Raw genomic sequence first — 26,230 nt, forward strand, 5'->3', positions numbered from 1 at the left:
AAATTGGACCACGACCTCCGTTCCCCCGCCCGCCTCCCCGATCAGTTCGCGCAGCCTCACGGACACCATGCTTCGCGGCACGCCGGGCATCACGAGCCTCTCGCACGACTGTGCAATGCACTCGACGCGATGTTCGACGCCTGCACAACTTCTGCGGAGCCTTCGCATTCCAGTTTCTTCGCACGCAGCATACGAATCGCGCTCGCGCAAGCCGCGGCCGACCCCGCAATGCTGAAGCCAGGGCAGCGTGAGGCATCGCTCGATAACTACCGCCGGCATCTGCTCGCCGCCGATCCGCAAGGCCGCTACGCCATCGCCGCACTCGTCTGGTTGCCGCATCAGGCGAGTCCAGTGCATGCGCATCACACGTGGTGTGGATACGCGGTGCTCGACGGCACGTTGAACGAAACTGTTTTCGAATGGAACGGCCCGGAGGACTTCGCCATCGCGACGCGCTCGCATGCGCGCCCGCGCGGCGCGATTTCTTTTGTGCGCAGCGGCCGGAGCAACATTCATCGGCTGGGCAATTGCAGCGATGCCCCCGCGGTGTCGTTGCACGTGTATGGCGTGCCGGGTGCTTGCATCGGAACCCATGTCAACGATGTAGTGCGCGTCGCACCCGCGCTTGTCTAGCGCCTGAGAATCAAGCCTTGCCCTCGCCCGCCGTGGGAATCTGCGGCGGAATCGGCGCGGTCTGTCCCGTCGGCGGCGGCGCCGGCCGCGGCTCATGCGACACATCGCGCGCGACGACAGCCGGATGCGCGCCGCGCATCGGCGGCGATTTCTCCTGATGCCCGACTGCATGCTCGTGCTGACCCGCACGTGCTTCCGCGTGGGCATCAGCCCGGGCATTCGAGTGTGCATCCACATGCTCATGCGGCCTGGCCCCGAGCACGTCTTCATCGTGCAGCGGCTGCCCCTCGCTGTCTTTAGACGACGTGAACAAGCGCATCTGCGGCACCGGGATCTCAATGCCGGCCTCGTCCATCTTGCGTTTCAGCCGCAGATTGAACGCCCGCGCCACACTCCATTGTTGCAGCGGCCGCGTCTTGATCTGCCCTTTGACCACCATCCAGTTCGGGTCGAAGCGGTCGAGCCCCCACACCTCGATCGGCCCGAGCATCTCGCGACGGTAACGGAAGTCGGCCATCAGATCGGCACCGACTTCGCGAATCAATTGAGTGATTTCATCGACGTCGGTCGAGAACGACATCCGCACTTCGAACACTGCGTAGGCAAAGTCGCGCGACAGGTTCTTGACGATCTTGATCTGCGAAAACGGAATGGCGTGGATCGCCCCCTGGCCGTCGCGTAACCGCACGGTGCGGATCGACAAATGCTCGACCGTGCCTGCGTGGCCGCCGTCCACGTCGATCCAGTCGCCCACCGAAATCGTATCTTCGATGATGATGAAAAGCCCCGTGATCAGGTCGGTCACGAGCGACTGCGCGCCGAAACCGATCGCGAGGCCGATCACGCCGGCGCCCGCGAGCAGCGGCGTCACGTTGATGCCGAGATTCGCCGCCGTAACGATGCCCGCTATCGTCATGATGCTCACGAGCAGCACATTGCGCACGAGCGGCAACATCGTTCGCGCCCGCATGCTCGGACCGCGCGACTTGTTGCGCGCACTGCCGGGGTTGAGCGCCTCGGTGATCGCGGTGTCGACGAGAATCCACAGCAGCCACGCAATGAACACGGTGGCCACGATCGCTGTCACCGCATGCGCGATACCGCGTGCGGCCACGTTTTCCTCGACGACCGCCGCAAGCGAAACGCCCCACAAGCGGGCCGCCAGCTCGAAGAAAAACAGCCAGATGAAAAGCGTCAGCAAAGTGCCGCAAAAACGCAGCAACCGCGTCAGATAGGGGGAGCGCCGCCGCGCGCGTGCGCTGCGTGGACGCGTCATGCGTAAAACGATGGCCGACAGGAAAAACGCCAGCACCAACAGCAGTGCAGTCACCACCGAAATTTGCAGCACGTTCTCGCTCGAACCCGAGCCGCCGAGCGTGGCGACTACCGAGGCCGTCGCCAGCACGAGAACGGGCACGTGCCAGAGCGCGGCGAGCACGTCGAAAGCATCGGTCGCGGCTTTATGATCGTTGCGTTGGTCGTAAGGCCGGTTGCGGATCAGATGGGCGACCGGCCGGCGAAACGCGAGCGCGAAATAGCCGGTAAGCACGGCGGCCGTCATGTTGGCGGCGGTCGAAACCAGTGCGGCCAGATTCGAGCCCATCTGATGCGCGACGTCGTAATTCACGGCCGCATCGCCGAGCGCGCCGCAGACGCCGACGGCAAACAGCAGGCGACGCGCATGATCGATCAGCAAACGTACCGCGGTTCGCCGGTGTCCCGAGCCGAACAGCGAAAACATGATCAGACAGATCGCCGAAAACACGGCGCCCGCGACAATCGCATACGCGACGACCATGCCGAGGGTGCGGCCGAGCGCATCGGGCATCGCGCGCACGAACAGCAGCGCGGCGACGAACGCAATGACCCACGGCCCGACGCGCCGCAACGCGAAGATCAGCAACTCGCGCGTGGTGGGATTCGGATTCAAGCCGATTACGATGCCAAGTCGCCGGTAGAGCCGGTGCTGCAAATAGATCAGCGCGGCTGCGCATGCGCCCCAGCCGGCCAGCATCGCGAACATCGAAAAGAGGATGCGGCCGAGGCTTTCCTGGCCCTGGCCCGAGATGATCGTGTAGAGCTCGTTGCCGGCCGCGTTGAAGCGTCCGCCCCAGTAGCGCACGGGCGTGCGGCCTTCATGCACGTCCGATTCGAACGACGCAATGCCCGACGCAATCGCGCCGAGCAGGCCAGGGCTCTGCTGCGCCGGCGGGGGCGCTAGCGGGCCGACGGTTCGGGAGACGTCGCGCAGCTTCTTCAACTGGGCGACGAGCGCGCTGCGCTGCCGGTCGTTGTCGAGCGTGGCGATCACGCTGTCGAGCGAACGCGCGATTTCCGCCTGGCTAGCGGGCGATGGTGCCGACGCGGCTTCCGCAGCCGACGCGCCGGACGCCGACGAGGCGGGCGCCACGGTCGCACTGTTGATCAGGCTTTGCAACGCCGGGATGACGGGCGTGCCGGCGCTCGCGTCGGCCGCATGCGCGCTGGTGGGAAGCCACGCGGTCCAAAGAAAAAGCGCGACGAAGAGCGCGACCGGCCATGCGCTGAGCCGGCTCGCGCCGGGCGGGCACGCGCCGCGACGGATCAGGAATCCGATCCGGGCAAAAACACGAGGAAATGCAGCGTGAATCGCGAAAAGCCCGCCGTTTGACGGCGCAGCCTCAGACTCACGCCGCGACGGGCATGACTGCATGGCAATCCGTGAGAAAACGGGAGACGCCAGTGTAGCCCCAGTTTGCCCGCCTGCAACCGGACATGCGTAACCGATTGTTAGGACGCTTGCATGCGTTCTGGTGTGCCGCGTGCGCGGCGCCGGTCGGGCTGACGCGCGTTGCGGCCGTTGCAGGCGGCACCGAACCGCCTATCGCCTGCTGTGCGGCGTGCGTTTGTTGCGCGATGCCGCCGGTGCCGCGCGACAAAACACACGCTCACGCTCAATACGCGACAGTTGCGATCTGGCGGACGAAACGGCCCTGCTCTAATTCATCGACGAACGCGATTGCGTAATCCTCGGCGGAAATCTGGCTGTTGCCCTGGGCGTCGGCAATCAGCGAGTCAGTGCCGGTGCGGAACGTGCCGGTGCGCTCGCCGGGAGCGATGATCGCGGCCGGCGAGAAGAACGTCCAGTCGAGATCCGCGACGCTGCGGTAGTAATTCAGCGCCTCGCGGTGAGCCAGCGCGACAGCTTTATAGGCGTCCGGGAAACCGTCGGTGTCGACGAGCTGCTTGCCCGGAGCGACTTCGAGCGAGCCTGCGCCGCCCACCACGACCAGGCGCTTGAGCCCCGCCGCGCGCACACCTTCGACAAGCGCACGGGTCGCCTTGTCCAGCGAGCCGACATCGGTTTGCGGCGGCGCATACGCGCTCGCCACCACGTCGTGACCGCGCACCGCCGCGCCAACGCTCGCCGCGTCGAGCAGATCGGCTTCTGCCGCTTTCAGATTCGGCACGTCGGCCGGCACGCGCGCCGGGTTGCGCGACAGCGCCGTCACCTGATGCCCGCGACGCGCTGCTTCCGCCGCGATCCGCGAACCGATCATGCCGGTGGCGCCAAACAACGCGATCTTCAACTGTTTGCTCATTTCAACTGCTCCTGTCATGGTTTATATGTAACCGTCTTAATTACATATATATCGAAAAAAACAGGGGCTTGGCCCCCGGGGTTCCTGCAAAACATTTATTGAAAATTCCGAATTGACGCTCGCCGCAGCAGAAAGCGCCCGCGTCACGCAGGCGGTCGCCGCTTGCGCTCCCTCGTGCGCTCGGCACGCAACAGGTCCGCGGTCGCATCGGCCAGCGTTCGTTGCGCGAGCGACGCCTCCATGGCCTGCTGCGCTTCGTCGATGATTCCACGCAGCACGACCTGAATATTGCGCCCCACCATGCATGCCGGATTCGGCTCCTCGCGGTGAAGCGCGAACAGCTGCGCGTCGTCTACCGCGCGGTACACGTCGAGCAAGGAAATCTGCTCGGGCGCGCGAGCCAGCAGCGCGCCGCCGCCCGCGCCGAGTTGCGACGTGGTGAGGCCCGCCTCGGCAAGCATGGTCAGAAGCCGCCGGATGAGCGCGGGATTCGTATTCACGCTGCCCGCGATCATTTCCGACGAAAGCGGCGCGCCCTCCTGAAGCGACAGCAACGCGAGCACATGCACCGCAAACGCAAACCGGCTACTCGTGTTCACAACAACCCGTCCTGCGACGACAATGTGTAACCATGGTAATTACATTTACGGGCACTGTCAAACACGCTGTCAAACACGCTGCTGGACGCATGGTTATCGCGGCCGAGCAGGCGCACGCGATTCAGCGTGCTCGTGCGCATCTCACTTGTCCATCTGCTTTTGCGCGTCGCCGCCGTAGTTCGAACCAGACGACGAAGCAGCAGCGTTCGTCGACGAAGCCGTGCTTTGCGCCGACCACTCCTGCAGCTTGCGCCCGGCGTTCTCCAGGCTCTGGCCCGTCAGCGACGCCGCTTTACCGAGTTGCAGATTGGCTGTACTGGCCGCGTTTTGCAGGTTGGCTTGCGCGCTGGAAGCGAGCGCATTGGGGTCGATGGTGACCGTCGGCGCCGAGGCCGATTCGAGGTTCTGCTGCGCGGCGGATTTCGTCTCGTCGACCTTCTGGCCGACGTAGCTCGCCGCCTGATCGAGCTTCTGGCCGGCGGCCTGCGCCGCGTCGTTGAGCTTGCCGGCGACCTGCCCCGCCGACGCATCGTTCTTCTGGCAAGCCGCGAGACCGCCGAATACGAAGAGGACCACGGCGGCACGGCGCAGCAACGGAGAACGGAAAGATGAAGTCATGTGTATTTTGAACCGCAGGAGGCGGCTTAGCTGACGAAAACGCGCCCATCATACGCCGTTGCCGCGAAGCGCCCCGCAAGCATTCATGCAGGACGGATCGACGCGGCTCGCCGGCCGCGGCAGTCGCCGTTCTGTCAAACGTTGTGCGGTAGACTGGCTGCGGGCAATCAAGGTCCGTCCAGGGTTAGCTGTGTTCCATTGATCAATCGGAGGCATACGATGGCGGCAAAGAAAATTCTGTTTCTCACCGGCGATTTCGCCGAGGATTACGAGACGATGGTGCCGTTTCAGGCACTGCAGGCGGTCGGCCATGTCGTCGACGCCGTGTGCCCCGACAAGAAAGCAGGCGATCGGATCAAGACCGCGATTCACGATTTCGAAGGCGATCAGACGTACACGGAAAAGCCGGGCCATCTGTTCGCGCTGAACGCGTCGTTCGAAGACGCCGATCCGCGTCAATACGATGCACTCGCTATCGCCGGCGGGCGCGCACCCGAGTATCTGCGGCTCAATCCCAAAGTGATCGAACTCGTGCGGCAGTTCGCGGAAGCCGGCAAACCGATCGCCGCCATCTGTCACGCCGCCCAACTGCTGGCCGCCGCCGACGTGATCCGAGGCAAGCGCATTTCCGCTTACCCGGCCTGCGCGCCCGAGGTCAAACTCGCTGGCGGCGAGTTCGCCGACATTCCGGTCGACGCCGCCATCACCGACGGCAACTTCGTGACCGCTCCCGCGTGGCCGGCTCATCCCGAATGGCTTCGCCAGTTCCTGGTTTTGCTGGGCACGCGTATCGAGCTTTGAGCCAGTTCAAGCGCCGCGCGGCTATTGCTGGCAAGCGCGGCATTTGAGAGTCGTCCTATAGTTCGCGTTGGAGGGCCTTCCTATAGTCACGGGCTGACTTGGGAGCGCTCTTCGATGGAACTAACCGACTGGATTGTGATTCTCGCCATCACGCTGATGACGATTGCTTTTCGCTGCGCGCACACGCCGGCCGGCTGGTCGCGAGAGAACCGCGCGCGGCGCCTGGCGGGAACGAGGATGCTGGTGCAAGCCGCCTGCTCCGTGTGGGCAGCTTTGCTGATCGTGGCGCGTTGTGTGTTTGCGCTCGACGGTTTGCTCGGGGTGCGTCCAACGTTTCAGGAAGTCCTCGGCGTCGTGGCTATTCTGCTTGCGTGCGGCTGCTACTGGTCGGTGCGCGGCCGGCGGCTCCTGAAACCGCGCCGTCTGTTTATCTCCTGCTAACCGGCGACGGCGCTCGAATAGCACCGCACGCCGCGCGGCGCTCACCGCGCTCATGGGCTAAGGTTTCACGACGAAACCTGTCAGCCCGCCTCAACGCCCCATCCGCAGATTCCCTTGTTCATCGGCCATCGCCTGATCGTTCGCGGCATGCGCCCCGGCACGGACTTCGGCAGCCGCCAATGCCGACCGTGCGCCGGCTTCGGGCAGCGACAAATAGAACGTCGTGCCCACACCTTCCGTCGACTCCGCCCACACGCGTCCACCATGCCGCTCCACGACGCGCCGCACCAGCGCGAGGCCGATGCCCTCTCCCGCCACCGCGGTGCCGTGCAATCTCTGAAAAGCGTTGAATAGCCGGGGCAGCGCGATCGAAGGAATGCCCAGCCCGTTGTCGCGCACGTAGAAAATCCGCAGCGATTGCACGCCGGGCGGCGCAGGCGTCGTACCGATCTCGATCCGGCCTTCGCGCGACTGATCGAGATAATTCACCGCATTCCCGATCAGATTGGCGAACACCTGTTCGAGCGCGGTCGGGTCTCCCCACACAGCCGGCAATTCGCCTACATGCACTTGTGCGTTGCGAGCGCGAATCGAGCCTTGCATTGCGTCGATCACGCGCTGCACGATATCGCACACTTCGACTTTCTGCTGCCTGTATTCGACACGACCAATGCGGGAGAGCCGCAACAACGCGTCGATGATGTGCGACGCGCGCAGCACCGCCGTCTGCAAATAGTGGAGCGCTTCCCCGATGTCTTCATCGACTATCCGTTCGATGCGCTGCCGGGTCTGCGCCGGGAGCGACGAGTCGCTGACGGCTGCTCGCAGTTCTTCGCAGGCGCGGATCAGTTCCTTTGAAAAGCCCTGCAGATTGACAAGCGGCACGCGCAGGTCATGCGACACGCTATAAATGAACATCTCGTTTTCCTGCGTCTGCTGCCGCAAGCTTTCGTTGATGCGCGACAGTTCGTCCGCACGGCGCCCAAGGTCCGCCTGAAAGCGCGCCTGGATTCGCTCCGCTTCCAGCAGACGCCGGCTGGTCTCATGCAGCGTCAGATCGAGGCGCGCAATTTCATCGTGGCCCGGCTCGATAGGCGCAAGCGGCTCGTTGCCTGCAAGGCGCCCGGCGTTGTCGGAGAGAAGCGCAAGCCGCCCGCGCACCCCACGCGTGAAGAGCCACACGGCGAGCGCCACGAACAGCAACGAACCGAACACTGCCGCGACCACGAGCGTCTGCTGCCGTTCGCGGGCGGCATCGGCGTCGCTCGCACGCTGAGCCTCCAGACGCCGTTCCTCCGTCTGAAAGGCGGCCAGTTGCTGACGAAAGCGATCGAGCACGTCGGCCTGAGCCAGCTCGCTGAACCGGTTGACAACGTCCTTGCGACGGCCCGAATGCAACATGTCCTGCGTGCGATCGGACCATTGCCGATAGGCCTGCACCGCCTGACGCACCTGGACCACGCGTTCGACCTGCGACGGATTGTCCGACACGAGTTCGGCGAGTTGATCGATGCGTCGATCGACGTCGACCCATACGGACAGCGGCGTCACGAACCGGTTGTCGGCGGCGAGCACCGCGCCGCGCAACGCGACGGACTCGCCCAGCACCGGATCCAGAATCGCCGTGGTCTGGCGCATCACCTCCTGGCCGTGAGCGGCCCTGCGCTCGGCTTCGGCCGCGTCGGACTGCGCCTTGACCAGGCCGGACAGAAGGGCCAGTTCGAAGACAGCAGGAATCGCAATCAGCAGCAGGCCTTTAGTGGTAAGTCGCATGCGCACGCGTTGGAGGTGTGGGCCGGCAGATGTGCGCGGTACGGCACATTATGTCGGCGTTTGCTTACGAAACAAAGCGGCGCACCACCGGCTGAGCGTCACCTGCTAAGGCATCGAGGAGCCGGTAAAGAGACGTGGGGGCGCCTCGACATTCTGCAGCATCCGTAAGCAAGTCGAAAAATTACGAACCAACTTGGTTCATGCGTTGCCAAAACGGAACGCTGACGCACATCTATTGTGCTTTAAATGTGCGCGAGAGGTGCGCGGCGAGAAGGCAAACGACGCAACCGCGTGCGTGCAGCTCCCTCGCAGTGCTCATTGCACCGACACAGCGCTAAATAGCACCGTTTTGGCCCGCTTCTTGCATTCTTGCGCGGCTTTTGGCACAAGCGGAAATAATCGATGGAAAGCTTCAAATCCGGGACCGATACCCTCTTTCTCCTGCTCGGAGCCGCAATGGTGCTCGCGATGCACGCAGGATTTGCGTTCCTTGAACTGGGCACGGTGCGCAAGAAAAACCAGGTCAACGCGCTGGTGAAGATTCTGGTGGACTTCTCCGTCTCGACGATCGCCTATTTTTTCATCGGTTATACGATCGCGTACGGCGTGCAGTTCTTCGGCAACGCCGAATCGCTTGCGGTTCACAACGGCTACGCGCTGGTGCGCTTCTTCTTCCTGTTGACGTTCGCCGCCGCCATTCCGGCAATCGTCTCCGGCGGCATCGCCGAGCGTTCGAAATTCAATCCGCAACTCTTCGCGACGTTCGTTCTGGTCGGCTTCGTCTATCCATTCTTCGAGGGCATTGCCTGGAACGAGCGCTTCGGCGTGCAGAACTGGATCAGCCAGACGTTCGGTGCGCCGTTCCACGACTTCGCGGGCTCCGTCGTCGTTCACGCGTTTGGCGGCTGGGTCGCGCTGCCCGCGGTGTTGCTGCTCGGTGCGCGCCACGGCCGCTATCACCGCGATGGCGGTATTGCCGCGCATCCGCCATCGAATATTCCATTTCTGGCGCTCGGCGCGTGGGTGCTGGCCGTCGGCTGGTTCGGCTTTAACGTGATGAGCGCGCAGACGGTCGACAAGATCAGCGGCCTCGTCGCCGTCAATTCGTTGATGGCGATGGTCGGCGGCACGTTGACCGCCTGGCTCGCGGGACGCAACGACCCGGGCTTCACGTACAACGGGCCGCTCGCCGGGCTCGTCGCCGTGTGCGCCGGCTCGGACCTGATGCATCCGCTCGGCGCGCTCGTCACGGGCGGCATCGCCGGCGCGCTGTTCGTCTACATGTTCACGTGCGTGCAGAACCGCTGGCGCATCGACGACGTACTCGGCGTCTGGCCGCTACACGGTCTGTGCGGCGCGTGGGGCGGCATGGCAGCAGGCATCTTCGGTTTGCGGGCGCTCGGCGGCCTGGGCGGCGTCTCGTTCGGCGCACAGGTGCTCGGCACGCTGGGCGGTATCGTCGTGGCTTCGCTCGGCGGCACGCTCGTCTACGGCGCCATCCGCCTGACGGTGGGCCTGCGCCTCGATCAGGAGGACGAGTACAACGGCGCCGACCTGTCGATCCACAAAATCTCTGCTACGCCGGAGCGCGAAAGCCTGGGCTGATGGCCGGCACGCGCGACCTGTCCCCATGGAATGGCGAATGTTAGACTTGCGCGCTGCAGACTGAACACTCGAAAGGGTTGCGATGCGCTCGGCACGGCATGCCGATCATGGCCCCCTTCCGAACGATGCCTGCTTCCCCGGAACAGAGCCGACTCGACATTGCGTCCCGCTCCGCCCGGTTTGTTGAATCCCACGTTTCGCCTGGCACTCTCATGTATTGGTCGATACTCGCGGTCGCCGTCGGCGGCGCACTTGGCTCGTTATTTCGCTGGTTTCTCGGCCTGCGTCTGAATGCGCTCTTTCCGTCGTTGCCGCTCGGCACCTTCGCGTCAAATGTGATCGCAGGCTACATCATCGGCGTGGCCGTCGCGGGCTTCGCGCGCGCGCCGCAAATTGCACCCGAGTGGCGGCTTTTCGTGATCACCGGAATGATGGGCGGACTGTCCACCTTCTCCACCTTCTCGGCCGAAGTGGTGCAGCACTTGCAGGACGGCCGCCTCGGCTGGGCCGCCGGCGAAGTCGCGATACATGTGGGCGCGTCGCTTGTCATGACCATTCTCGGCATTGCCACGGTTACGCTGCTGTCGCGTTAAGTAACGCTAGCCACGGCCCACTCCTTATCTCTTCCATCTGTTCATGGGACTGGCTCTGCCGCTGCTGGTGGCCGCAGTTTGCGCAGCCGCAGCGGGCACACCGCTTGCGCGTTTCAAAGCGCACCCTTTCCATAAAGGAGGTGAAAGATGGGCTCAATCAATCCGCAAGGCGCCTCTAGCGGCGGAGCGAAAATTGTCGGCGGCGGTATCGGCGAAGGTCCCGGGCCCGAAGTCATGGCTGCGGCCACGCTCGACGGCACGAAGGTGATGTCGTCGGATGGTGAGCATGTCGGCAAGATTTCCGACATCATGCTGGACGTCCGCAATGGACGCATCGCGTACGCGGTGCTATCCGAAGGCGGGTTCCTCGGCATGGGAGCGAATCTGCACGCCATTCCATGGAGCGCGCTGACTCTCGATACCGACCAGAAGTGCTTCTTCGTCGACATCACGGCGCAACGTCTGAAGGACGACCCGGGCTTCGACCCGGACCACTGGCCGTCAATGGCCGACCCGACCTGGGGCGAATCGACCTATAGCTACTACAACCGGCAGCCATACTGGACGGCGACCCGCGAAGTCGTCGAAGAAGACCCTGCCATCCGGCCCAGTGAGCACTGACGCGAGCCAGCGCTCAAGCCGTGGCAGACCTGTGAGTGCCCATGTCACCGCGTTGTACTGCGGTGACATGGGGCGCATTTCGTAATGCGCGTTATCGAGCCGCCAGCATTCCGATGATCAGGCCGCCGATCAACGCCATCGTTACCGCTTTCCACGGACTGTCGTGGACGAAGTCGTCGGTAGATTCAGACACGACGCGGTATTTCGTTTTGACAACGTCCTGCGCGTCGGCAAGTCTGTCCTTCAATTCGGAAAGTTTCTGTGCGCTGCGGGCACGCAGTTCGTCGCTGCCGTTCGGCCTTGACGCGAGGCTGTCGTCGCGCGATGCATCGGCGGAACCCGAACTGGTGGCTTGAGTAGACTCGGCCATTTGAACCCTCCCTGTCTCCGTTAAGTGGACAAGGTTCAGCAAACCGCGTGCCTCGCCGAGTGCTTCCAATAAAGTCCCGTTCGAACCGACGTTATTAATTAGGATGGCGATGTAAATCACTGCACCAATGCAAATCAGAAGTATGACGAGTGACATGACACAGGCTTGCTCGTAACGTTTGTAAGTCCGCACAGGCACGAGCGTTGCGCGCCCCATACGCCGGCCGCAGTGACCGGCGCGAACCAGGAGCGATAAATGAGCATTTTTTCGACGATCCTCAACAAGATCTTCCCGCATGATCATCCGGCGAACACGGGCTCGGGCGGCACCGCCGGACCGGCGGCCGCGGCGACGGCGGCACCGGGCAGCGCAACTGCGCCGGCTGGAACGCCAGCAACACCTTCCACTGCCGCCGCCGGTAATTCACAGCCTCCCGTTACCCCTATGCCGACGGTCGACGTCGAAGCGGTTCTGATAAAAATGCAGGAAAGCAGCGGCGAAACATTGAACTGGCGTACGTCCATTGTCGATCTGCTGAAGCTGCTTGGACTTGACAGCAGTCTCGCGGCCCGCAAGGAACTCGCATCCGAGTTGCACTACACAGGCAATACGGAAGATTCAGCTTCGATGAACATCTGGCTGCACAAGCAGGTGATGACGAAGCTCGCTGAAAACGGTGGCAAGGTGCCCGATGACCTGAAGAACTGACACGGTCGCTCGCAGCAATCTGGCCGTGGCAAGGCGCGCGGCTTCCTCGTCGAGCCTCGTAGACTGAAGAGACCCGAGCGCCAGCGCCTTGTCGGCAGCGGCTTCCAGGCGGTGTGCACGACGATGACGTTTTAAGCGCCTTTCGCGCCTACTCTCCGAACGGGTTGCCCGTGTCTTTTACTTCAGTACTGAGGTTGTATTCGGCGCGCACGGCTTTTAGCACGCTCTCGATGTCGCGCTCAAAGCCGATCGCGTTGCCGAAATTGGTCATCGTCCAGTTGCAGCCTGTCTTGTCGGCCTCCTGCAACTGCGGTCGCGGCACGCGAATCTTGACGCCGTCTTCGACGATTTCCGGCAGCCGATGGAGTCGCCGGTTGACCTCCTGCTGAAGCTGCGACGCATTGAGCATTTTTCGTATCATGCAAGTCTCCTTCCGATTGTTCGAGCCATCTGGCGCAAATGACGCCACATCGGTCCGGGCTGGTTGATGGCGACTCCAAGCAGGAACCATTGGGCGCGTCACCGCTATGCCGCCAACCTATGCTCATAGTACGGTCGGTCCCTGTCGTCGAGAATTGCGTACATTGCCTCCAGATTGTTCGGGTTTGGGTTGAGCCATGCATCTACGTTTTCCGGCTTGATAGGAATGATGCAGCGGTCGTGACCGGTCGCCGCGACTTCCGGTGGCGGCTCGTCTGTTATCGCCGCAAATGACAGCAGGTCCGGCTCGCCCGGTGCGGACCACCGCGACCACAAGCAGGCAACATGCATCAATTCCCCGTTGCCCGGACGAAACTCCAGCACGACGTTCTCATCACGCTCGTGAGTTTCCAGTAGCGTGCCTTCGTACTTCGCCCGGCTGACGTTCTCATAGAAAACTTCGACAAGCAGGACGGCATGCGTGTACCCAAAGCACGGAGCCCAGAAACCTTCAAGGCTATCCCGGCGCGCATTGTATGTCCCGGGATACTTCGTATCGTACGACGCAGGTTTTCCAGCAATGCGGCATTGATACCGCATAGGCTTGACGACCCGTTGCCCACCTTCCATCACCATGACCGGCGCGTAGTTACCGGGAAAGATGCGCGAGTCCCGCGGCTGTAATGCGGTTCGCTGCAGGTCTTCAAGTTTTCCCTTGGCCCATGCAATTTTGTCGGTGGCAATGCGCTGACTTTCCGTTGCGGCTTTGGTGACCTTCGTCTGCAGCGTGCGTTCGGCGTCTGCAAGCCGTGTGCGCTGTTTGAAAAGATCCTGTTCCAGCTTCGTCACCTGCGCCGACGTGAAGCGCGCTATAAGAGCATTGATTTCACGCGTTGCTTCGTCCTGCGGATCGGCAAAGGCGTCTTCCATGGCTTTGGGTATCTTCGCTTTGCCGATGCCCTCCGTTCGTTCAAAAAACAAACGCGCAAACTCGTGGATGTCGATGATTGCGCCAAAGGTACGCACGAATTTTCGATAGTCCGCCACGACTTGAGCCGAGTAGCACATGGTGCCTCCAGTTTGATGTGGTCATGATATGCGAGCCGGCTTTGACTTTGCGATCCGCATGACCTGCTTTGTCGGCTTTGTTGGCTTTTGTCGGTGCTGGAGGCGACTTGCCTCGCGAAAAGGACTCGCCTCGCGGGGTTCCTTGCTCGGCGGCAAGATGGGCGGATAATCGCAAGTTCGACGATTCGGCGCGACCAGCCTTGGCCTGCTATTGCGAAGCGGCCTTCAGCATGTCTCATGGCGCTCAATGCCTGGTAGTCGCCATTCTGCTGAGAACAATATCCGTGCGCATTGACCCATACAGTCTTGAACTTTTTGTTGCGGTGGTCGAGGAAGGTTCGATAGCCCGAGCGGCCGCACGAGGTCACATATCGTCGTCGGCTATCAGTCGGCGGATTGCTGACCTGGAGACCTCGCTCGGTGCGCTTTTACTGACGCGTTCGCCGTCCGGTGTCGAACTGACGGAGGCCGGTGCCCATGTTTTTTCGCGGGCCCGCGCACTGAACGACCAGTTGCAGTCATTGGCGGGCGAGGTACATTCGCTGGCAGGTCAGGTTTCGGGAACCGTCCGGCTGTATGCAAATGCGTCCGCCATCGTCGGGTTTCTCCCTGAACTACTGACCACTTTCAAGGCGGAGTATCCGCTGGTCGAGATCGCTCTCATCGAGCAGATCAGCAGCGATGTACTGCGCGCATGTGTGGACGGCCGCGCAGATGTGGGAATCTCGTCGGCAGTTGTCGCGCCGGACAGCCTCGACTCCTGGCACTTCGCAGACGACCCCTTGCTGGTTGTCGTTCCACGGCAGCACGAGCTCGCATCGGTGACCGCCCCGACCTTTAGTGACGTGTTGGACTTCTCACTCGTTGCACTGCAGGCCGGAGGAACGCTCGATCAGGAATTGCGCGAGCGCGCGGCAGCCATGGGAAAGTCGCTCCAAGTATCGGTCACGGGCAATAGCTTTGACGCCCAGTGCCGGATGATAGAGGCTGGCTTAGGCATTGGCATCGTGCCGACCAGCGCGGCTTCAGCGTTCGCCGGGTCGGGAAACTTCATTCGTCACCCGCTCGACGCGCCGTGGGCGGCGAGCAGGACGCTGCGGGTGCATGCCTTCAAAAGGTCAGCGCGCCGCCAAGCGGTTGCGGCCTTGATATTTCATCTAAGTTCACATAGCCACCAGGGTTAATGCGGACGTCGTGATTGGTAATGCCCCCCCTGCGATTCCAGCACTTCGTCCCGGTGCCAAAGACAGTCTAGATTTCCCGCAAGGAGACTAGACATGCCGATTTTGAAGCTGGATGGCCGGGTGCTTTTTCTTTCCGCAGACCCGGACATCATCGACCGACAGTTGAGCGGCGAAGACCTGACCGAGACCACGGCCGGCACGCTGAGAGACGACGTGTCGACCGATGAAATCACACCAATGAGCGTGCTCACCCGCTTCGACGAGCGGCTTGCGCGTGTTCCGTATGTTGGATTCAGAGCAGGTGAACGCACGCCCATTGGTCTGGACGCTGTTCGCGTCGGAGGTTTTTGTGTGACGGTCGCCGGCAACCGGTACGGCAAGGGGTCGTCTCGCGAGCACAGCCCGGTAGCGGAATATCGTGCTGGTATCCGGCTTGTTATCGCCAGAAGCTTCGAGCGCATTTACCGGCAAAATGCCGACAACGTCGGACTCTTCACGTCGACAGATTTTGGACTGCTCGAACGTATAGAGCGTGGTGAAGAAATCGACATCAACGAACTGGTCGCATCTCGCGACGCGCTTGCGTCAGCGATTCTCCGCAGCGGGGGCCTTCTGCGGTACGGCGCTGCGCACATGCAGCACGTCAGGACGACCACTCAGGCCAGCGACAGCCGCCCGCGCACGCTCGCTCAAAAGATCATCGAGAGGCACGCGTTGGAAACCGAGGCCACGGGGAACTCACAGAACCCTGGAGAAGGAGCTTTTGTCCGCGCGGACTGGCGTTTCATTCACGAGTACTACACCGGCATGGCAAGTCACATGCTGCATGCTACGTTCGGTCGCCCACTGAAATTGCATTCGCCTGAGACGATTTTGACGTTCGAGGACCACCTGTCTTACTCGCACAAAAGCGAGCTGCACATCCGCAACGGGCTACTTCCGGATGTGCGCGCGCTGTCTGAAGCGCACCGTGCTTTCGCCCGCGATTATGGTCTACGCAATCATGGCTACCTCGGCGAAAACGGCAGTGGCATTAGCGAAGGTTCGGAAGGCATTTCGCACGCAATGATGGCGGAGAGGTACGCGCTGCCAGGCCAACTGGTGGTAGGCACCGATTCGCACACACCGCATAGCGGAGCGCTCGGCTGCGTTGCATTTGGGGTTGGCACGACGGACATGTCCAATGCGTTCATCACCGGTGCGGTACGGATGACCGTTCCCGAGTCGCTGCGAATCGATTTTCGCGGACCGATTCCGTCCGGGGTGACAGCCAAAGACTTAACGCTCCACCTTCTTGCGGACCCCCACATCCGTGCCGGCGCGGGCGTCGGCAAGGTGTTCGAGTTTGCTGGCTCGGCCATGTCGCAGCTAACCACCGACGAGCGCACCACGCTCACCAACATGACCGCAGAGCTTGGCGGTTTCACAGGGATCGTCGCTCCCGATCAAGAGACGGTCCGGTTTTTGAAGGAACGTCGCGGTGTGGACTTCGAAATCGAGCCTTGGATGCGAAGTGACGATGGCGCTCCTTACGCAGCCACCATTGAGATCGACTGCACTCAGCTCTCCCCTATGCTTGCGGCACCCGGAGACCCTGGAAACGGCATCGCGCTGAATCAGTTGAGCAACAGGCCGCAGATTGATATTGCGTACGGCGGCTCATGTACTGCCGGCAAGCGCGAAGATTTCGACCATTATCATGAGGTACTCGCCTGGGCTGCCGACCGGGGAATCCGAGTCCCTGAACACGTGAAATTGTTTCTACAGTTCGGTACGTCGGACGTGCGGGACTACTGCATCGAGCGCGGATATCTCGATGCTTTCGAACGCGTTGGCGCAGTTTTGCTTCAGCCCTCATGCGGCGCATGTGCCAACTGCGGCCCCGGTGCATCCACTGACGCGTCGCAGGTCACCATCAGCGCAATCAACCGGAATTTCTCGGGTCGTTCTGGGCCAGGAAAGGTCTGGCTCGCCAGCCCACCAACTGTCGTGGCAAGCGCACTGGCCGGCAGGATCGTCTCCTTCGCCGAGCTCAAGGAGCAACGCCAGTGAAGATTGCTGTTAATAGCTGTGGTTAGCTGATTTTTGCCCGGCAGCATCAAAAGCAAATACTAGACGGAGACAACCATGACCACTTTGGAAGGCGCTTCACCCTTAGGCGCCAAAGAAACCAGCGTGCCCGGTGAGGATTCGCTTGTCGATAAAGCCGCAATATCTGCACGTCTTGACCGACTTCCCGCCACGCGGAGCGTCTGGAAACTGATCGTGTTGCTTAGCCTCGGCTTCTTCTTCGAACTGTACGATTTGCTCTTCACCGGGTACATCGCACCGGGTCTCGTGAAGGCAGGAATTCTCACTGCGACGACGCACGGGCTTTTCGGAACGTCGGGTGTCGCCAGCTTTATCGCATCTCTCTTTAGCGGTCTGTTCGTCGGAACCATCGCCTGCGGATTCCTCGCTGACCGTTTTGGCCGGCGTGCAATCTTCACGTATTCATTGCTCTGGTACGTAGCGGCCAATACGGTAATGGCCTTCCAGGATACAGCGACAGGACTGAACTTCTGGCGCTTCGTTTCCGGTCTTGGCATCGGCGTCGAACTCATCACCATTGGCACTTACATGTCCGAGCTCGCACCGAAGCATATGCGCGGGCGTGCGTTTGCAGTCTGCCAGGCAATCGGCTTTTCCGCGGTCCCGGTCGTAGCCTTCCTGTCTTACCTGCTCGTACCGAAATCCTATCTGGGATTGGACGGTTGGCGGTGGGTCGTATTGATTGGCGGCATCAGTGCGGCGTTCGTATGGTATTTCCGTCGAAACCTGCCGGAAAGCCCGCGTTGGCTCGCCAGCAAGCAGCGGTTCGCAGAGGCCGACGCCGTGCTCTCCCGACTCGAAGCGCAAGTTGAAAGCCAATACGGAAGGCCTCTTCCTCCGCCAGGACCATCCGAGCCGATCGCAATCAAAGGCGGCTTCTCTGATATGTGGAAGGCGCCGTACCGCAAGCGAACCGTCATGCTGATTGTCTTTCACATATTCCAGACGGTCGGCTTTTACGGTTTTGCTAACTGGGTACCCACGCTGCTCGTGAAGCAGGGAATCACCGTGACGTCGAGCCTGCTCTACACGACAGTCATCGGGTTGGCGGCGCCTCTTGGACCTTTGCTCGGCTATCTCATTGCTGACCGCTTCGAGCGAAAGCACGTCATTGTTTGCATGGCGGCGCTCAACATCGTGGCCGGACTTCTCTTTAGCCAAACAACGTCGGCCGTGGCGATCGTGATGCTCGGCGTTTGTCTAACGCTGGCGGGCAACATCATATCCTTCACCTACCATGCCTATCAGCAGGAGCTGTACCCCACGACGATTCGCGCACGGGCGGTAGGCTTCGTTTACTCATGGAGTCGTGCCTCCGCGGTGTTCAGCTCGTTCGTCATTGCGTTCATGCTGAAGGACTTCGGCGTGACTGGCGTGTTCGTTTTCATCGCCGGCGCGATGTTGCTGGTTATCCTCGCAATCGGACTGATGGGGCCTCGGACGCTTGGAAAGTCGCTGGAGGACATTTCTCGCTGAACTTTTTGCAGAGGCGCCTAACTCGAGGCGGCGGCACAGACTACAGTGGGGACGAACGATTGCATGACGCCGCGGAGGCGATAAATTCAGTCGCGGCCGCGCCGTCCGACGAGCGGAAGTCATGTCGATTTCGCCTCGCTGACGGACCGGAAGAAAACAGTCCGTCAGACGGTCAGGGCTGGACCTTGAGCGACATCGACCCACTCTGCCCTAACCAGTTCGATAAGGCGCTGGGGCGCGATGCGGAGTGCCGCGTTCGTTGCGCCCGCTGCAGGCAACACGACATCGAACTTCTTCAACGTCACATCCGCAAAGACTTTCATTTCGCGCGGCAGTCCAAACGGACACACCCCGCCCACCGGATGACTGGTCCATTCAACCACCTCCTCGGCATTGAGCATCCTGGCCTTGCCTTTGAACTGATCCTTGAACTTGCGGTTGTCAATCTTCGCGTCACCTCCAAGCACCAGCAGGATGACCTCGTCCTTCAGCCACAAAGACAGCGTCTTCGCGATCTGCCCCGGCGACACGCCGTGGGCATCGGCAGCTTCCGCGACAGTGGCGGTGCTCGTCGGCTTTTCCACGATTTCGAGGTCGGGAGCATGCTGTGAAAGAAAAGTACGGACGGATTGCAAACTCATGTTCGGACTCGCTGATATGACATTGTGAAGTTGATGTGGCCTGGATCGGCCTACGCTTTAAGACGGTTCATCAAGCTGCCAAGGCGTACTGACGGCGGTTAATACCCGTGAGGGCGATCGATAAAGTGGTCAAAGCGTAGGAGACTCATCCAACCGTTTGTACCCGACGACGCTTGCTATAGCGATCGCCCTCGTTCTCATCGGCAGACCGGGATACCGGTCTGTCTTTGCTACGTGAGCAGGCCAGACCAACGACGATCGCCGCCATGCCGATCGCGTGATAAACGTGCAGCGTCTCGCCCAGAAACACGATTGACATCGACGCGCCGTAGAGCGGAATCAGGTGAATGAAGAGCCCCGCCCGAGCTGGGCCTACGCGCGCAATGCCAAACATATACAGGAGGTTGGCGATCAGGGATGGTGCGAGCCCTACGTACATGATTTCTCCAAGAGACGCGCTGTTCCAGGTTGCACGTTCCCCCGCGATGTACTCCCACATGAACAGCGGAAAGAGCACCACTACCGCGATGACGAGTTGCGCGCCAAGTAGCCCGAGACGGTCCATGTCCGCCGGAAAAGAACGCAGCCAGACCGAGAAGAGAGCAAACGCCACCATCGCGCCGAAGACAAACAGGTCGCCACGGGAAAACTGCAGCGCTAACAGTCGCGCAGTGTCGCCGTGCGAGATGATGGTCAAAACGCCGACGCAGGATAGAACGAGTCCGAAGCTCTGGACGGCGGTCAGCCGTTGCCCGAAAAATGCGGCACCGATCAAGATGATCAGTACGGGAATCGCAGAGTTCATCAACTGGGCATTCGACGCCGTCGTCGAATGCAGCCCTACATAGACGAGAAGATTGAAGGCAACCATACCTGCGAGGGATACGCGCACGAGTCGCCAGCGAAGCGCCCAATACCGACTCATGTCGCGCTTCATCGCGGCCCATCCAAACGGCAGGAGACACACCAGCGCGATGAGATGCCTGCCGAAGGCCAGCGTCATAGGTGGCACGTCGTTACGTGCGAGCCTGCCGACCACGAAGTTTCCGGCCCACAACAGCGGAGGCACGATCAGAATCAGCAAGCCTGCCAGCCGGCCACTACTGCTCACCGGAGCACGCACATCGGGTTTCATGGGAGGTTCTCCGCAGTTGCCATTTAGTGGCCCGATTGTGAGACGCTACAACTTCAGTAACAATAGAGCACCGAACAAAGTATATTTACGGAATGCGCAAAGACCTCCTTCAGACAGGCCTCTTCCATGCGATTCGCGCGTTCCTGCGTGTGGTCGACAGCGGCAGTTTTACTGCCGCGGCCGAGCAGATGGATCTCACTACGGCGCAGGTTTCGCGGCTCGTGTCGGACCTGGAGAAGCGGCTTGACGTCAAGCTGCTTCAGCGCTCGACCCGCCATCGGATACTCACCGATGCAGGCGCCGAATACGCCGAGCGTTGTCGTGAGATCGTTGCGCTTATGGACGAAGCCGAAGCGAAGGCCTCCGGGACGGCATCCAGTCCGTCTGGCCGGCTGCGCGTGCAATGCATGACCAGTTTCGGCCACCACTATGTCGCGCCTGAGCTCGCCGATTTCTGTGCGAGTTATCCCGAAGTCATCGTCAACTACAGTACTTCGCAGTACTTTCCCGACCTGCTCGCCCGCGGTGTAGACGTGAGCTTTTATCTGGCGGAGTCGCTGACTGACTCGGGATTGGTGGCGCGTCGGCTGGGAACGACATTCGCGGTGGTGTGCGCGTCGCCCGAATATCTGCAACGCTTCGGCGAGCCTACGACACCCGCCGCATTGAGCGAGCACTCATGCCTGCGTCTGATTAATCCTTCCATCACTCCTGAGTGGCGACTGACAGACGGGCAAGGCCCGGTGCAGGAGTTTTCCCCTCGAGGGCCGCTGGTGGCGGACACGCCAGAATTGCTGCTCGATGTTGCTGTGAGGAGTGGCGGAATAACGCTGCTTCCGCTTTTCTCGGTCATAGACGCGATCCGCGATGGCCGGCTCCGCCGGGTGTTACCAGCGTGGCGGTCGCCGGACATTGGAATATATGCACTCCTGCCTTCCAGGCACTTCATGGATGCCAGGACCCGGGCGTGGTTGGAGTGGGCGGAGAGACGAATCGTCCCGAGGCTACGAGAGGATGCGGCGTTCTTTACGTTATGAGCGCGGACCGACCCGTTTTGGCAGTTTGGTGTCCGCATTGTCAGTCGCATTCGTCTTCGCGTCTGTTAACGTCAGCCGTCAAAGTCGGCCAGCAAAACTAAACCTGCCTGGCGCGAGTCGCAGAGCGAACGGACGACTCGCCGCCTGACGGCGGTGCCAGCTCTCGCGAAAACTGTCGTGGCGAGAAGCGTTGTGATCGAACACGTTTCTTTATATGATGGTGATCATACTATGGTCGGGACCGGTCAATGCGATATGGCGTTACACACAAAGACGAAACGCGTCAAAAGCTGCTGAAGGTAGCCGCTGATGCAATTCGGGCACACGGGCCACAGCAGATTGCTGTTGCGCGGGTCATGGAGGGCGCCGGACTGACTCATGGCGGCTTTTATGCTCACTTCCGTTCGAAAGACGAGCTTGTGACTGCTGCCATTGCCACGATGTTTGAAGAGAGTGAAGCTCACTTTCTCCATCAAGTATCCGGTCGATCGCCTGCGCAAGGCCTTTGGCATTACATCCGCTTTTATCTGTCGCGCGCGCACCGGGACGCAATTCCGGTTGGTTGTCCGGTAGCTGCGTTAGTTTCTGAAATGACGAGGGTCTCCCCCGAAGCACGCGCGGCCTTTGCAGAGGGAACGACACGGCTGCGAAAGCGGCTTGCAGGGCTTTTGTCGGAGCTTGGAGACGCAGAGGCGAACCCGAACGCGGAGTCGCTGTTGTGCGAGATGGTTGGCGCGCTAATGCTTGCCAGAGGGGAGCCGGATCAAACGCGCTCCGACAAAATATTGATGCGCGCGAAGACAGCGCTTAAACGACGCTTCCATCTGGAGTCTTGCAAATGAACCTTGTCGAACAGCTACCACCCAATCTCTCCGGCTTAGAGCAGCTACACAAATTAATGCAATCAGGGGGACGGCCACCGATCGGTGATACCTTGGACTTCACGCTGGTCGAAGCGTCGGAAGGCTTCGCAGCTTTCGAAAGCGTACCGTCACTCCGAGCTTATAACCCTATCGGTACGGTCCATGGCGGATATGCAGCCACACTGCTCGACTCCGCATGCGGCTGCGCCGCCCATTCCCGTCTATCGCCAACGCAAGCCTATACAACGCTGGAACTCAAGGTTTCGTACCATAAAGCGATAACGCATGAGACCGGCACGCTTCGGGCGGAAGGCCGGGTGATCAGCATTGGCCGCCGCGCGGCGTTCGCCGAGGCCACGCTAAAGGACAGCACCGGAAAGTTATATGCGTCGGCCACTTCGACGTTGCTCGTGATCGACAAGCTAACGTGAACAATGCCGCCTGCGAACTAAAACCGGCGAATTGCAGGCGGTATCGAGCCAGACACCCACTGCGAAGGGTTGAACAGCTTACGGCCCTGTTGCGCAACCGGTTGCTGGCAATTATCAATTGCGCCCCACCCGTAGGCCCGCGATTGCGTTGCTGCGCCTTGCATCCAGTTTAAGCGCAACTGGGCATTCTACAAATCTGCGTGTGCGACCGGGACGCGGCATCAGACCTATCACACCTCTATCACACCTATCAGGCCGTCGCGCCGCGCGACGCGATCGAAGCCGGGCCGCGTTTCCACGGATCGCGACTCGCCGCTCCAGCGAGTCAAGTCGATGAGTGCGCCACATAAAATGCTGCGCAAGGCACGTCAAACGCAGTGTTCATACTCTTTTGAAATATTTTTCGAGCGTCGCAGAGTGACATTGCCCACGTACCATAAAGACTCTACCGGCCCGGCCCGTATAGCGCACTTGAAATCTTGCTGATCCGTGGGCTCTGCGAGCCGGCAGCAAGCATCTCGGCACCGCCGCGCATCAAGGCGCACCCGATCCGGTCTACCGGTCGTACCGGTTCTGTGCGTTGCAACTGGCAAAGTCGCCGACAGACATTTACCCGACACGCGACTCACGAAGGAACTTTCATAGATGCGCGTACCGTTGACCCGCGTTCATACCAGCCCGGCGCTGCCCGATAGCGCCGACGTCGTCGTGATAGGCGCGGGCATTGTCGGCGTATTCACTGCATGGTTTCTCGCGAAGCGTGGCGTCAAAGTCGCGCTGATCGAAAAAGGCATCGTAGGCGGCGAGCAATCCAGCCGGAATTGGGGTTGGTGCCGACAACAGAACCGCGATGCGCGAGAATTGCCGATTGCGACGGAAAGCCTGCGACTGTGGCAGCAGTTCGAAGACGAATCCGGGGAATCCGCCGGCTTTCGCCGCGGCGGTCTGCTGTATCTCAGCAACGACGACGACGAACTCGGCGGATGGACGCGCTGGTGCGAATTCGCCCGCACGGCCGGCGTCAGAACCGAAGTGCTCGGCAGCAAACAGGCCAACGAGCGGGCGGCCGCAACCGGACGCAACTGGAAAGGCGGCGTGTTCGCGCCGACCGACGGCACGGCCGACCCGGCCAACGCCGCTCCGGCCGTGGCACGCAGCATCATCAAGCTGGGCGGCACCGTCCATCAGAATTGCGCGGCACGGGGCATCGAAACAGAGGGCGGCAGGGTCAGCGGTGTCGTGACCGAGCACGGCGTGATCCGCACGAAGATCGCGGTGCTGTCGGGCGGCGCATGGGCCTCGACGTTTTGCCGGCAACTCGGCATCCGCCTGCCCCAGGCGACCATTCGCTCGTCGGTCGCGTCGGTCTCGCTGCCGCGCGGCACGTTGCCGGATGCGCTGCACACGAAAAGCATCACGATCACGCGTCGCGGCGACGAAACCTATTCGCTCGCCATCAGCGGATTGGCAAAGTTCGATCCCACGTTGCAAAAACTTCGCTATGCGAAGGACTTTCTGCCGATGTTCGCGCGTCGCTGGCAGAGCCTCAGTCCCGGCGGTCTGGAAGGCGTGCGCTCGGGCCATGAAGGCCTGAACCGCTGGCGGCTCGATCAGCCGACGCCGATGGAAAAAATGCGCGTGCTGGACCCCAGCGCCGATGAAGCCACACTCACGGAAATTCGCAGGCGTGCCATCGATCTGTGTCCAGTGATTGGCGAAGCACGCGTAACGGCCTCGTGGGCCGGCTATATCGACATGACGCCTGACGGCATCCCCGCCATCGGCGAAACGCAGTCGCTGCCCGGCTTCGTGCTGGCCGCTGGCCTGAGCGGCCACGGCTTCGGAATCGGGCCTGGATGCGGTCATCTCGTGGCGGATATGGTCACAGGCGCGACGCCGATCGTCGACCCCGAGCCTTACCGTCCCGAACGCTTCGACAAATCGGCGTGGGGCAAGGTCGCCGACTTCTGACAACGGTTTCGTTTCGACTTCTATCCGTGCGCTTTCGCCTGCTACGAGCGCACGGTATCGACGCAAGGACAAGCAGCAATGAAATCCCCTGTGCTTCATCTGATGCAGGCTGGCCATCTGGACCGCTTCTTTATCGACGGCGAATGGGTCGCGCCTATCGGCACGGAACGCGCCGCCGTGGTCTGCCCTTCCACCGAAGAGACGCTTTGCGACATCCCGTTAGGGAACGCCGGCGACGTGGACCGCGCGGTGCAAGCCGCGCGCAAAGCGTTCGCGAGCTGGTCCGCGACTTCGCCCAAAGAGCGCGCCGCGCTGCTCGACCGCGTTCATGCCCTCCTCCTCGAACGAGCCGAACTGTTTGCGCTTGCCCTGTCGATGGAAATGGGCGCGCCGATCAACTACGCGCGCAGTGCCCATGTGCCGCTCGCGGCCGAACACATCCGCGTCGCACGCGACAACCTCGCAACTTATCCGTTCGTCGCCCAGCGTGGCACCACCGCCATCGCCCGCGAGCCGATCGGTGTGTGCGCGCTCATCACGCCGTGGAACTGGCCGATCTATCAGATCACCGCGAAAGTCGGGCCGGCACTGGCTGCCGGCTGCACCGTTATCCTCAAGCCCAGCGAGTTGTCGCCGCTGAGCGCCCTGCTGTTTGCCGAGGTCGTCGCCGAAGCGGGCATTCCAGCGGGTGTGTTCAATCTCGTGAGCGGCACGGGGCCGGAGGTGGGGACGGCGCTGTCGGCCCATCCGCAAGTCGATATGGTGTCGATCACCGGTTCGACGCGAGCCGGCGTGCTGGTCGCCCAGGCGGCCGCGCCGACGGTCAAGCGCGTTGCGCAGGAACTGGGCGGCAAGTCGCCCAACATCGTGCTGCCTGACGCCGATCTGCCGCGTGCGGTCACGCTCGGCGTAGCGGCTGCGTTTCGCAACATGGGCCAGTCGTGCAGCGCGCCGACGCGCCTGATCGTCCCACGCAGCGTCATCGCCCAGGTGGATGAACTCGCCGCGGCGGCGACGAAACAGATGATCGTCGGCGATCCGTTCGCCGAGACGACGACTCATGGTCCACTCGCAAATCGCGCACAGTTCAACCGGGTGCAGCAGATGATCGAAGCGGGCGTGGACGACGGCACGAAGCTGATCGTGGGCGGTCCAGGCAGACCCGTCGGCTTGAGCCAAGGCTTCTATGCGCGCCCGACAATCTTCTCCGATGTACGCACGGACATGCCGATTGCGCAGCAGGAGATCTTCGGGCCGGTCCTCGCGATCCTCGCGTATGACACGGTAGAAGAAGCGATCGCCATCGCGAACGACACCGTGTACGGACTCGGCGCACATGTGCAGGGCACGGACAAAACGCTGATGCGTCGGGTCGCCGCGCGCATCGAGTCAGGCCAGGTGCATCTGAACTATCCGGCGTGGGACCCGCAGGCTCCGTTCGGCGGATACAAGCAATCCGGAAACGGTCGCGAGTACGGGATCGAAGGAATGGAAGAGTACATGGAGGTGAAGTCGATCCTCGGGTACTACAACTAAAGGTCGCGAGACGTCACGCCGTGATGTCGCCGAC

General features: G+C 61.6%; 25 protein-coding genes. 15 read left to right on the forward strand and 10 right to left on the reverse strand.

What is annotated here, in order from left to right; translation table 11 throughout:
• Positions 1-3 precede the first annotated feature (3 nt).
• Positions 4-633, forward strand: a complete 630-nt coding sequence (locus SB753_RS30750) for a cysteine dioxygenase (RefSeq protein WP_410803618.1) — start codon at positions 4-6, stop codon at positions 631-633.
• Between the two features lie 10 nt (positions 634-643).
• Here SB753_RS30750 and SB753_RS30755 read toward each other — a convergent pair whose 3' ends face one another.
• From SB753_RS30755 to SB753_RS30770, 4 genes are all read right to left on the reverse strand, one after another.
• Entirely contained in the window at positions 644-3,325 is a 2,682-nt protein-coding gene (locus SB753_RS30755; RefSeq protein WP_410803619.1) for a mechanosensitive ion channel family protein, read from the reverse strand.
• Positions 3,326-3,566: 241 nt separating this feature from the next.
• On the reverse strand, positions 3,567-4,214 hold the full coding sequence (locus SB753_RS30760) for an NAD(P)-dependent oxidoreductase (RefSeq protein WP_410803621.1): 648 nt from the start codon (positions 4,212-4,214) through the stop codon (positions 3,567-3,569).
• 143 nt (positions 4,215-4,357) lie between these two features.
• Complete coding sequence (locus tag SB753_RS30765; RefSeq protein ID WP_020070091.1) at positions 4,358-4,813, reverse strand: Rrf2 family transcriptional regulator; 456 nt, start codon at positions 4,811-4,813, stop codon at positions 4,358-4,360.
• 141 nt (positions 4,814-4,954) lie between these two features.
• Entirely contained in the window at positions 4,955-5,431 is a 477-nt protein-coding gene (locus tag SB753_RS30770; protein ID WP_020070089.1) for a hypothetical protein, read from the reverse strand.
• A gap of 219 nt (positions 5,432-5,650) precedes the next feature.
• Here SB753_RS30770 and SB753_RS30775 point away from each other — a divergent pair, with 219 nt between their 5' ends.
• Entirely contained in the window at positions 5,651-6,232 is a 582-nt protein-coding gene (locus tag SB753_RS30775) for a DJ-1/PfpI family protein (RefSeq protein WP_020070088.1), read from the forward strand.
• 114 nt (positions 6,233-6,346) lie between these two features.
• A complete protein-coding gene (locus tag SB753_RS30780) occupies positions 6,347-6,673 on the forward strand; it encodes a hypothetical protein (protein WP_410803624.1) in 327 nt (108 codons plus the stop codon).
• Positions 6,674-6,763: 90 nt separating this feature from the next.
• Here SB753_RS30780 and SB753_RS30785 read toward each other — a convergent pair whose 3' ends face one another.
• A complete protein-coding gene (locus SB753_RS30785) occupies positions 6,764-8,446 on the reverse strand; it encodes a sensor histidine kinase (protein ID WP_410803626.1) in 1,683 nt (560 codons plus the stop codon).
• A 402-nt stretch (positions 8,447-8,848) separates the two neighbouring features.
• Here SB753_RS30785 and SB753_RS30790 point away from each other — a divergent pair, with 402 nt between their 5' ends.
• The 3 genes from SB753_RS30790 (at position 8,849) to SB753_RS30800 (ending at position 11,265) form a co-directional block, all read left to right on the forward strand.
• Positions 8,849-10,051, forward strand: coding sequence for an ammonium transporter (locus SB753_RS30790; protein WP_410803627.1), 1,203 nt, complete (start codon positions 8,849-8,851; stop codon positions 10,049-10,051).
• A gap of 212 nt (positions 10,052-10,263) precedes the next feature.
• Positions 10,264-10,644, forward strand: a complete 381-nt coding sequence (gene crcB, locus SB753_RS30795; RefSeq protein ID WP_020070084.1) for a fluoride efflux transporter CrcB — start codon at positions 10,264-10,266, stop codon at positions 10,642-10,644.
• Positions 10,645-10,791: 147 nt separating this feature from the next.
• Entirely contained in the window at positions 10,792-11,265 is a 474-nt protein-coding gene (locus SB753_RS30800) for a PRC-barrel domain-containing protein (RefSeq protein ID WP_088175158.1), read from the forward strand.
• A gap of 91 nt (positions 11,266-11,356) precedes the next feature.
• On the opposite strand, the gene SB753_RS30805 is transcribed toward SB753_RS30800, so the two are convergent.
• Positions 11,357-11,791 carry a glycine zipper domain-containing protein gene (locus tag SB753_RS30805; protein WP_310357230.1) on the reverse strand — a complete coding sequence of 145 codons (435 nt, stop codon included), beginning with the start codon at positions 11,789-11,791 and terminating at the stop codon, positions 11,357-11,359.
• 99 nt (positions 11,792-11,890) lie between these two features.
• On the opposite strand from SB753_RS30805, the gene SB753_RS30810 reads away from it, so the two are divergent.
• Positions 11,891-12,343 (forward strand): DUF3597 domain-containing protein, encoded by a 453-nt coding sequence (locus SB753_RS30810; RefSeq protein WP_020070081.1) that lies wholly within the window; start codon positions 11,891-11,893, stop codon positions 12,341-12,343.
• Positions 12,344-12,491: 148 nt separating this feature from the next.
• Here the strand turns inward: SB753_RS30810 and SB753_RS30815 are convergent, their stop codons facing one another.
• Complete coding sequence (locus tag SB753_RS30815; protein WP_408474042.1) at positions 12,492-12,764, reverse strand: hypothetical protein; 273 nt, start codon at positions 12,762-12,764, stop codon at positions 12,492-12,494.
• A 104-nt stretch (positions 12,765-12,868) separates the two neighbouring features.
• A complete protein-coding gene (locus SB753_RS30820; protein ID WP_410803630.1) occupies positions 12,869-13,831 on the reverse strand; it encodes an SOS response-associated peptidase family protein in 963 nt (320 codons plus the stop codon).
• Between the two features lie 284 nt (positions 13,832-14,115).
• Between SB753_RS30820 and SB753_RS30825 the strand changes: the two genes are divergently transcribed.
• The 3 genes from SB753_RS30825 to SB753_RS30835 all read left to right on the forward strand — a co-directional run bounded on the left by SB753_RS30825 (position 14,116) and on the right by SB753_RS30835 (position 18,582).
• A complete protein-coding gene (locus SB753_RS30825; protein ID WP_410803674.1) occupies positions 14,116-15,015 on the forward strand; it encodes a LysR family transcriptional regulator in 900 nt (299 codons plus the stop codon).
• Between the two features lie 93 nt (positions 15,016-15,108).
• A complete protein-coding gene (locus SB753_RS30830) occupies positions 15,109-17,067 on the forward strand; it encodes an aconitase family protein (protein WP_410803632.1) in 1,959 nt (652 codons plus the stop codon).
• 75 nt (positions 17,068-17,142) lie between these two features.
• The gene (locus tag SB753_RS30835; protein ID WP_410803634.1) at positions 17,143-18,582 is read left to right on the forward strand and encodes an MFS transporter; all 1,440 of its coding nucleotides are present in this window, start codon (positions 17,143-17,145) and stop codon (positions 18,580-18,582) included.
• A gap of 164 nt (positions 18,583-18,746) precedes the next feature.
• Here SB753_RS30835 and SB753_RS30840 read toward each other — a convergent pair whose 3' ends face one another.
• Positions 18,747-19,223 (reverse strand): YbaK/EbsC family protein, encoded by a 477-nt coding sequence (locus SB753_RS30840; RefSeq protein WP_408199533.1) that lies wholly within the window; start codon positions 19,221-19,223, stop codon positions 18,747-18,749.
• 145 nt (positions 19,224-19,368) lie between these two features.
• Positions 19,369-20,358, reverse strand: a complete 990-nt coding sequence (locus SB753_RS30845; protein WP_392393404.1) for a DMT family transporter — start codon at positions 20,356-20,358, stop codon at positions 19,369-19,371.
• A gap of 92 nt (positions 20,359-20,450) precedes the next feature.
• On the opposite strand from SB753_RS30845, the gene SB753_RS30850 reads away from it, so the two are divergent.
• The 5 genes from SB753_RS30850 (at position 20,451) to SB753_RS30870 (ending at position 26,196) form a co-directional block, all read left to right on the forward strand.
• On the forward strand, positions 20,451-21,395 hold the full coding sequence (locus SB753_RS30850; protein ID WP_410803636.1) for a LysR family transcriptional regulator: 945 nt from the start codon (positions 20,451-20,453) through the stop codon (positions 21,393-21,395).
• 248 nt (positions 21,396-21,643) lie between these two features.
• Entirely contained in the window at positions 21,644-22,237 is a 594-nt protein-coding gene (locus SB753_RS30855) for a TetR/AcrR family transcriptional regulator (RefSeq protein ID WP_131319388.1), read from the forward strand.
• Positions 22,234-22,689: a PaaI family thioesterase gene (locus SB753_RS30860; protein ID WP_288825014.1), complete on the forward strand. Its 456-nt coding sequence runs from the start codon at positions 22,234-22,236 to the stop codon at positions 22,687-22,689. The genes SB753_RS30855 and SB753_RS30860 overlap by 4 nt, the downstream gene beginning before the upstream one ends.
• Positions 22,690-23,334: 645 nt before the next feature.
• On the forward strand, positions 23,335-24,660 hold the full coding sequence (locus SB753_RS30865; RefSeq protein ID WP_204521032.1) for an NAD(P)/FAD-dependent oxidoreductase: 1,326 nt from the start codon (positions 23,335-23,337) through the stop codon (positions 24,658-24,660).
• A gap of 78 nt (positions 24,661-24,738) precedes the next feature.
• A complete protein-coding gene (locus SB753_RS30870; RefSeq protein ID WP_392393407.1) occupies positions 24,739-26,196 on the forward strand; it encodes an aldehyde dehydrogenase family protein in 1,458 nt (485 codons plus the stop codon).
• Positions 26,197-26,230: the final 34 nt, after the last annotated feature.

Source organism: Paraburkholderia sp. SIMBA_053 (genome assembly GCF_046534895.1).
In the GTDB taxonomy this organism is placed as follows: domain Bacteria; phylum Pseudomonadota; class Gammaproteobacteria; order Burkholderiales; family Burkholderiaceae; genus Paraburkholderia; species Paraburkholderia caledonica.

Bases quoted from the DNA above. Each gene is read 5' to 3' on its own strand.
- SB753_RS30755 (WP_410803619.1), bottom strand. From the start codon at position 3,325: ATGCAGTCATGCCCGTCGCGGCGTGAGTCTGAGGCTGCGCCGTCAAAC.
- SB753_RS30760 (WP_410803621.1), bottom strand. From the start codon at position 4,214: ATGAGCAAACAGTTGAAGATCGCGTTGTTTGGCGCCACCGGCATGATC.
- SB753_RS30770 (WP_020070089.1), bottom strand. From the start codon at position 5,431: ATGACTTCATCTTTCCGTTCTCCGTTGCTGCGCCGTGCCGCCGTGGTC.
- SB753_RS30775 (WP_020070088.1), top strand. From the start codon at position 5,651: ATGGCGGCAAAGAAAATTCTGTTTCTCACCGGCGATTTCGCCGAGGAT.
- SB753_RS30780 (WP_410803624.1), top strand. From the start codon at position 6,347: ATGGAACTAACCGACTGGATTGTGATTCTCGCCATCACGCTGATGACG.
- SB753_RS30785 (WP_410803626.1), bottom strand. From the start codon at position 8,446: ATGCGACTTACCACTAAAGGCCTGCTGCTGATTGCGATTCCTGCTGTC.
- SB753_RS30790 (WP_410803627.1), top strand. From the start codon at position 8,849: ATGGAAAGCTTCAAATCCGGGACCGATACCCTCTTTCTCCTGCTCGGA.
- crcB (WP_020070084.1), top strand. From the start codon at position 10,264: ATGTATTGGTCGATACTCGCGGTCGCCGTCGGCGGCGCACTTGGCTCG.
- SB753_RS30800 (WP_088175158.1), top strand. From the start codon at position 10,792: ATGGGCTCAATCAATCCGCAAGGCGCCTCTAGCGGCGGAGCGAAAATT.
- SB753_RS30805 (WP_310357230.1), bottom strand. From the start codon at position 11,791: ATGTCACTCGTCATACTTCTGATTTGCATTGGTGCAGTGATTTACATC.
- SB753_RS30810 (WP_020070081.1), top strand. From the start codon at position 11,891: ATGAGCATTTTTTCGACGATCCTCAACAAGATCTTCCCGCATGATCAT.
- SB753_RS30815 (WP_408474042.1), bottom strand. From the start codon at position 12,764: ATGATACGAAAAATGCTCAATGCGTCGCAGCTTCAGCAGGAGGTCAAC.
- SB753_RS30820 (WP_410803630.1), bottom strand. From the start codon at position 13,831: ATGTGCTACTCGGCTCAAGTCGTGGCGGACTATCGAAAATTCGTGCGT.
- SB753_RS30830 (WP_410803632.1), top strand. From the start codon at position 15,109: ATGCCGATTTTGAAGCTGGATGGCCGGGTGCTTTTTCTTTCCGCAGAC.
- SB753_RS30835 (WP_410803634.1), top strand. From the start codon at position 17,143: ATGACCACTTTGGAAGGCGCTTCACCCTTAGGCGCCAAAGAAACCAGC.
- SB753_RS30840 (WP_408199533.1), bottom strand. From the start codon at position 19,223: ATGAGTTTGCAATCCGTCCGTACTTTTCTTTCACAGCATGCTCCCGAC.
- SB753_RS30845 (WP_392393404.1), bottom strand. From the start codon at position 20,358: ATGAAACCCGATGTGCGTGCTCCGGTGAGCAGTAGTGGCCGGCTGGCA.
- SB753_RS30850 (WP_410803636.1), top strand. From the start codon at position 20,451: ATGCGCAAAGACCTCCTTCAGACAGGCCTCTTCCATGCGATTCGCGCG.
- SB753_RS30855 (WP_131319388.1), top strand. From the start codon at position 21,644: ATGCGATATGGCGTTACACACAAAGACGAAACGCGTCAAAAGCTGCTG.
- SB753_RS30860 (WP_288825014.1), top strand. From the start codon at position 22,234: ATGAACCTTGTCGAACAGCTACCACCCAATCTCTCCGGCTTAGAGCAG.
- SB753_RS30865 (WP_204521032.1), top strand. From the start codon at position 23,335: ATGCGCGTACCGTTGACCCGCGTTCATACCAGCCCGGCGCTGCCCGAT.
- SB753_RS30870 (WP_392393407.1), top strand. From the start codon at position 24,739: ATGAAATCCCCTGTGCTTCATCTGATGCAGGCTGGCCATCTGGACCGC.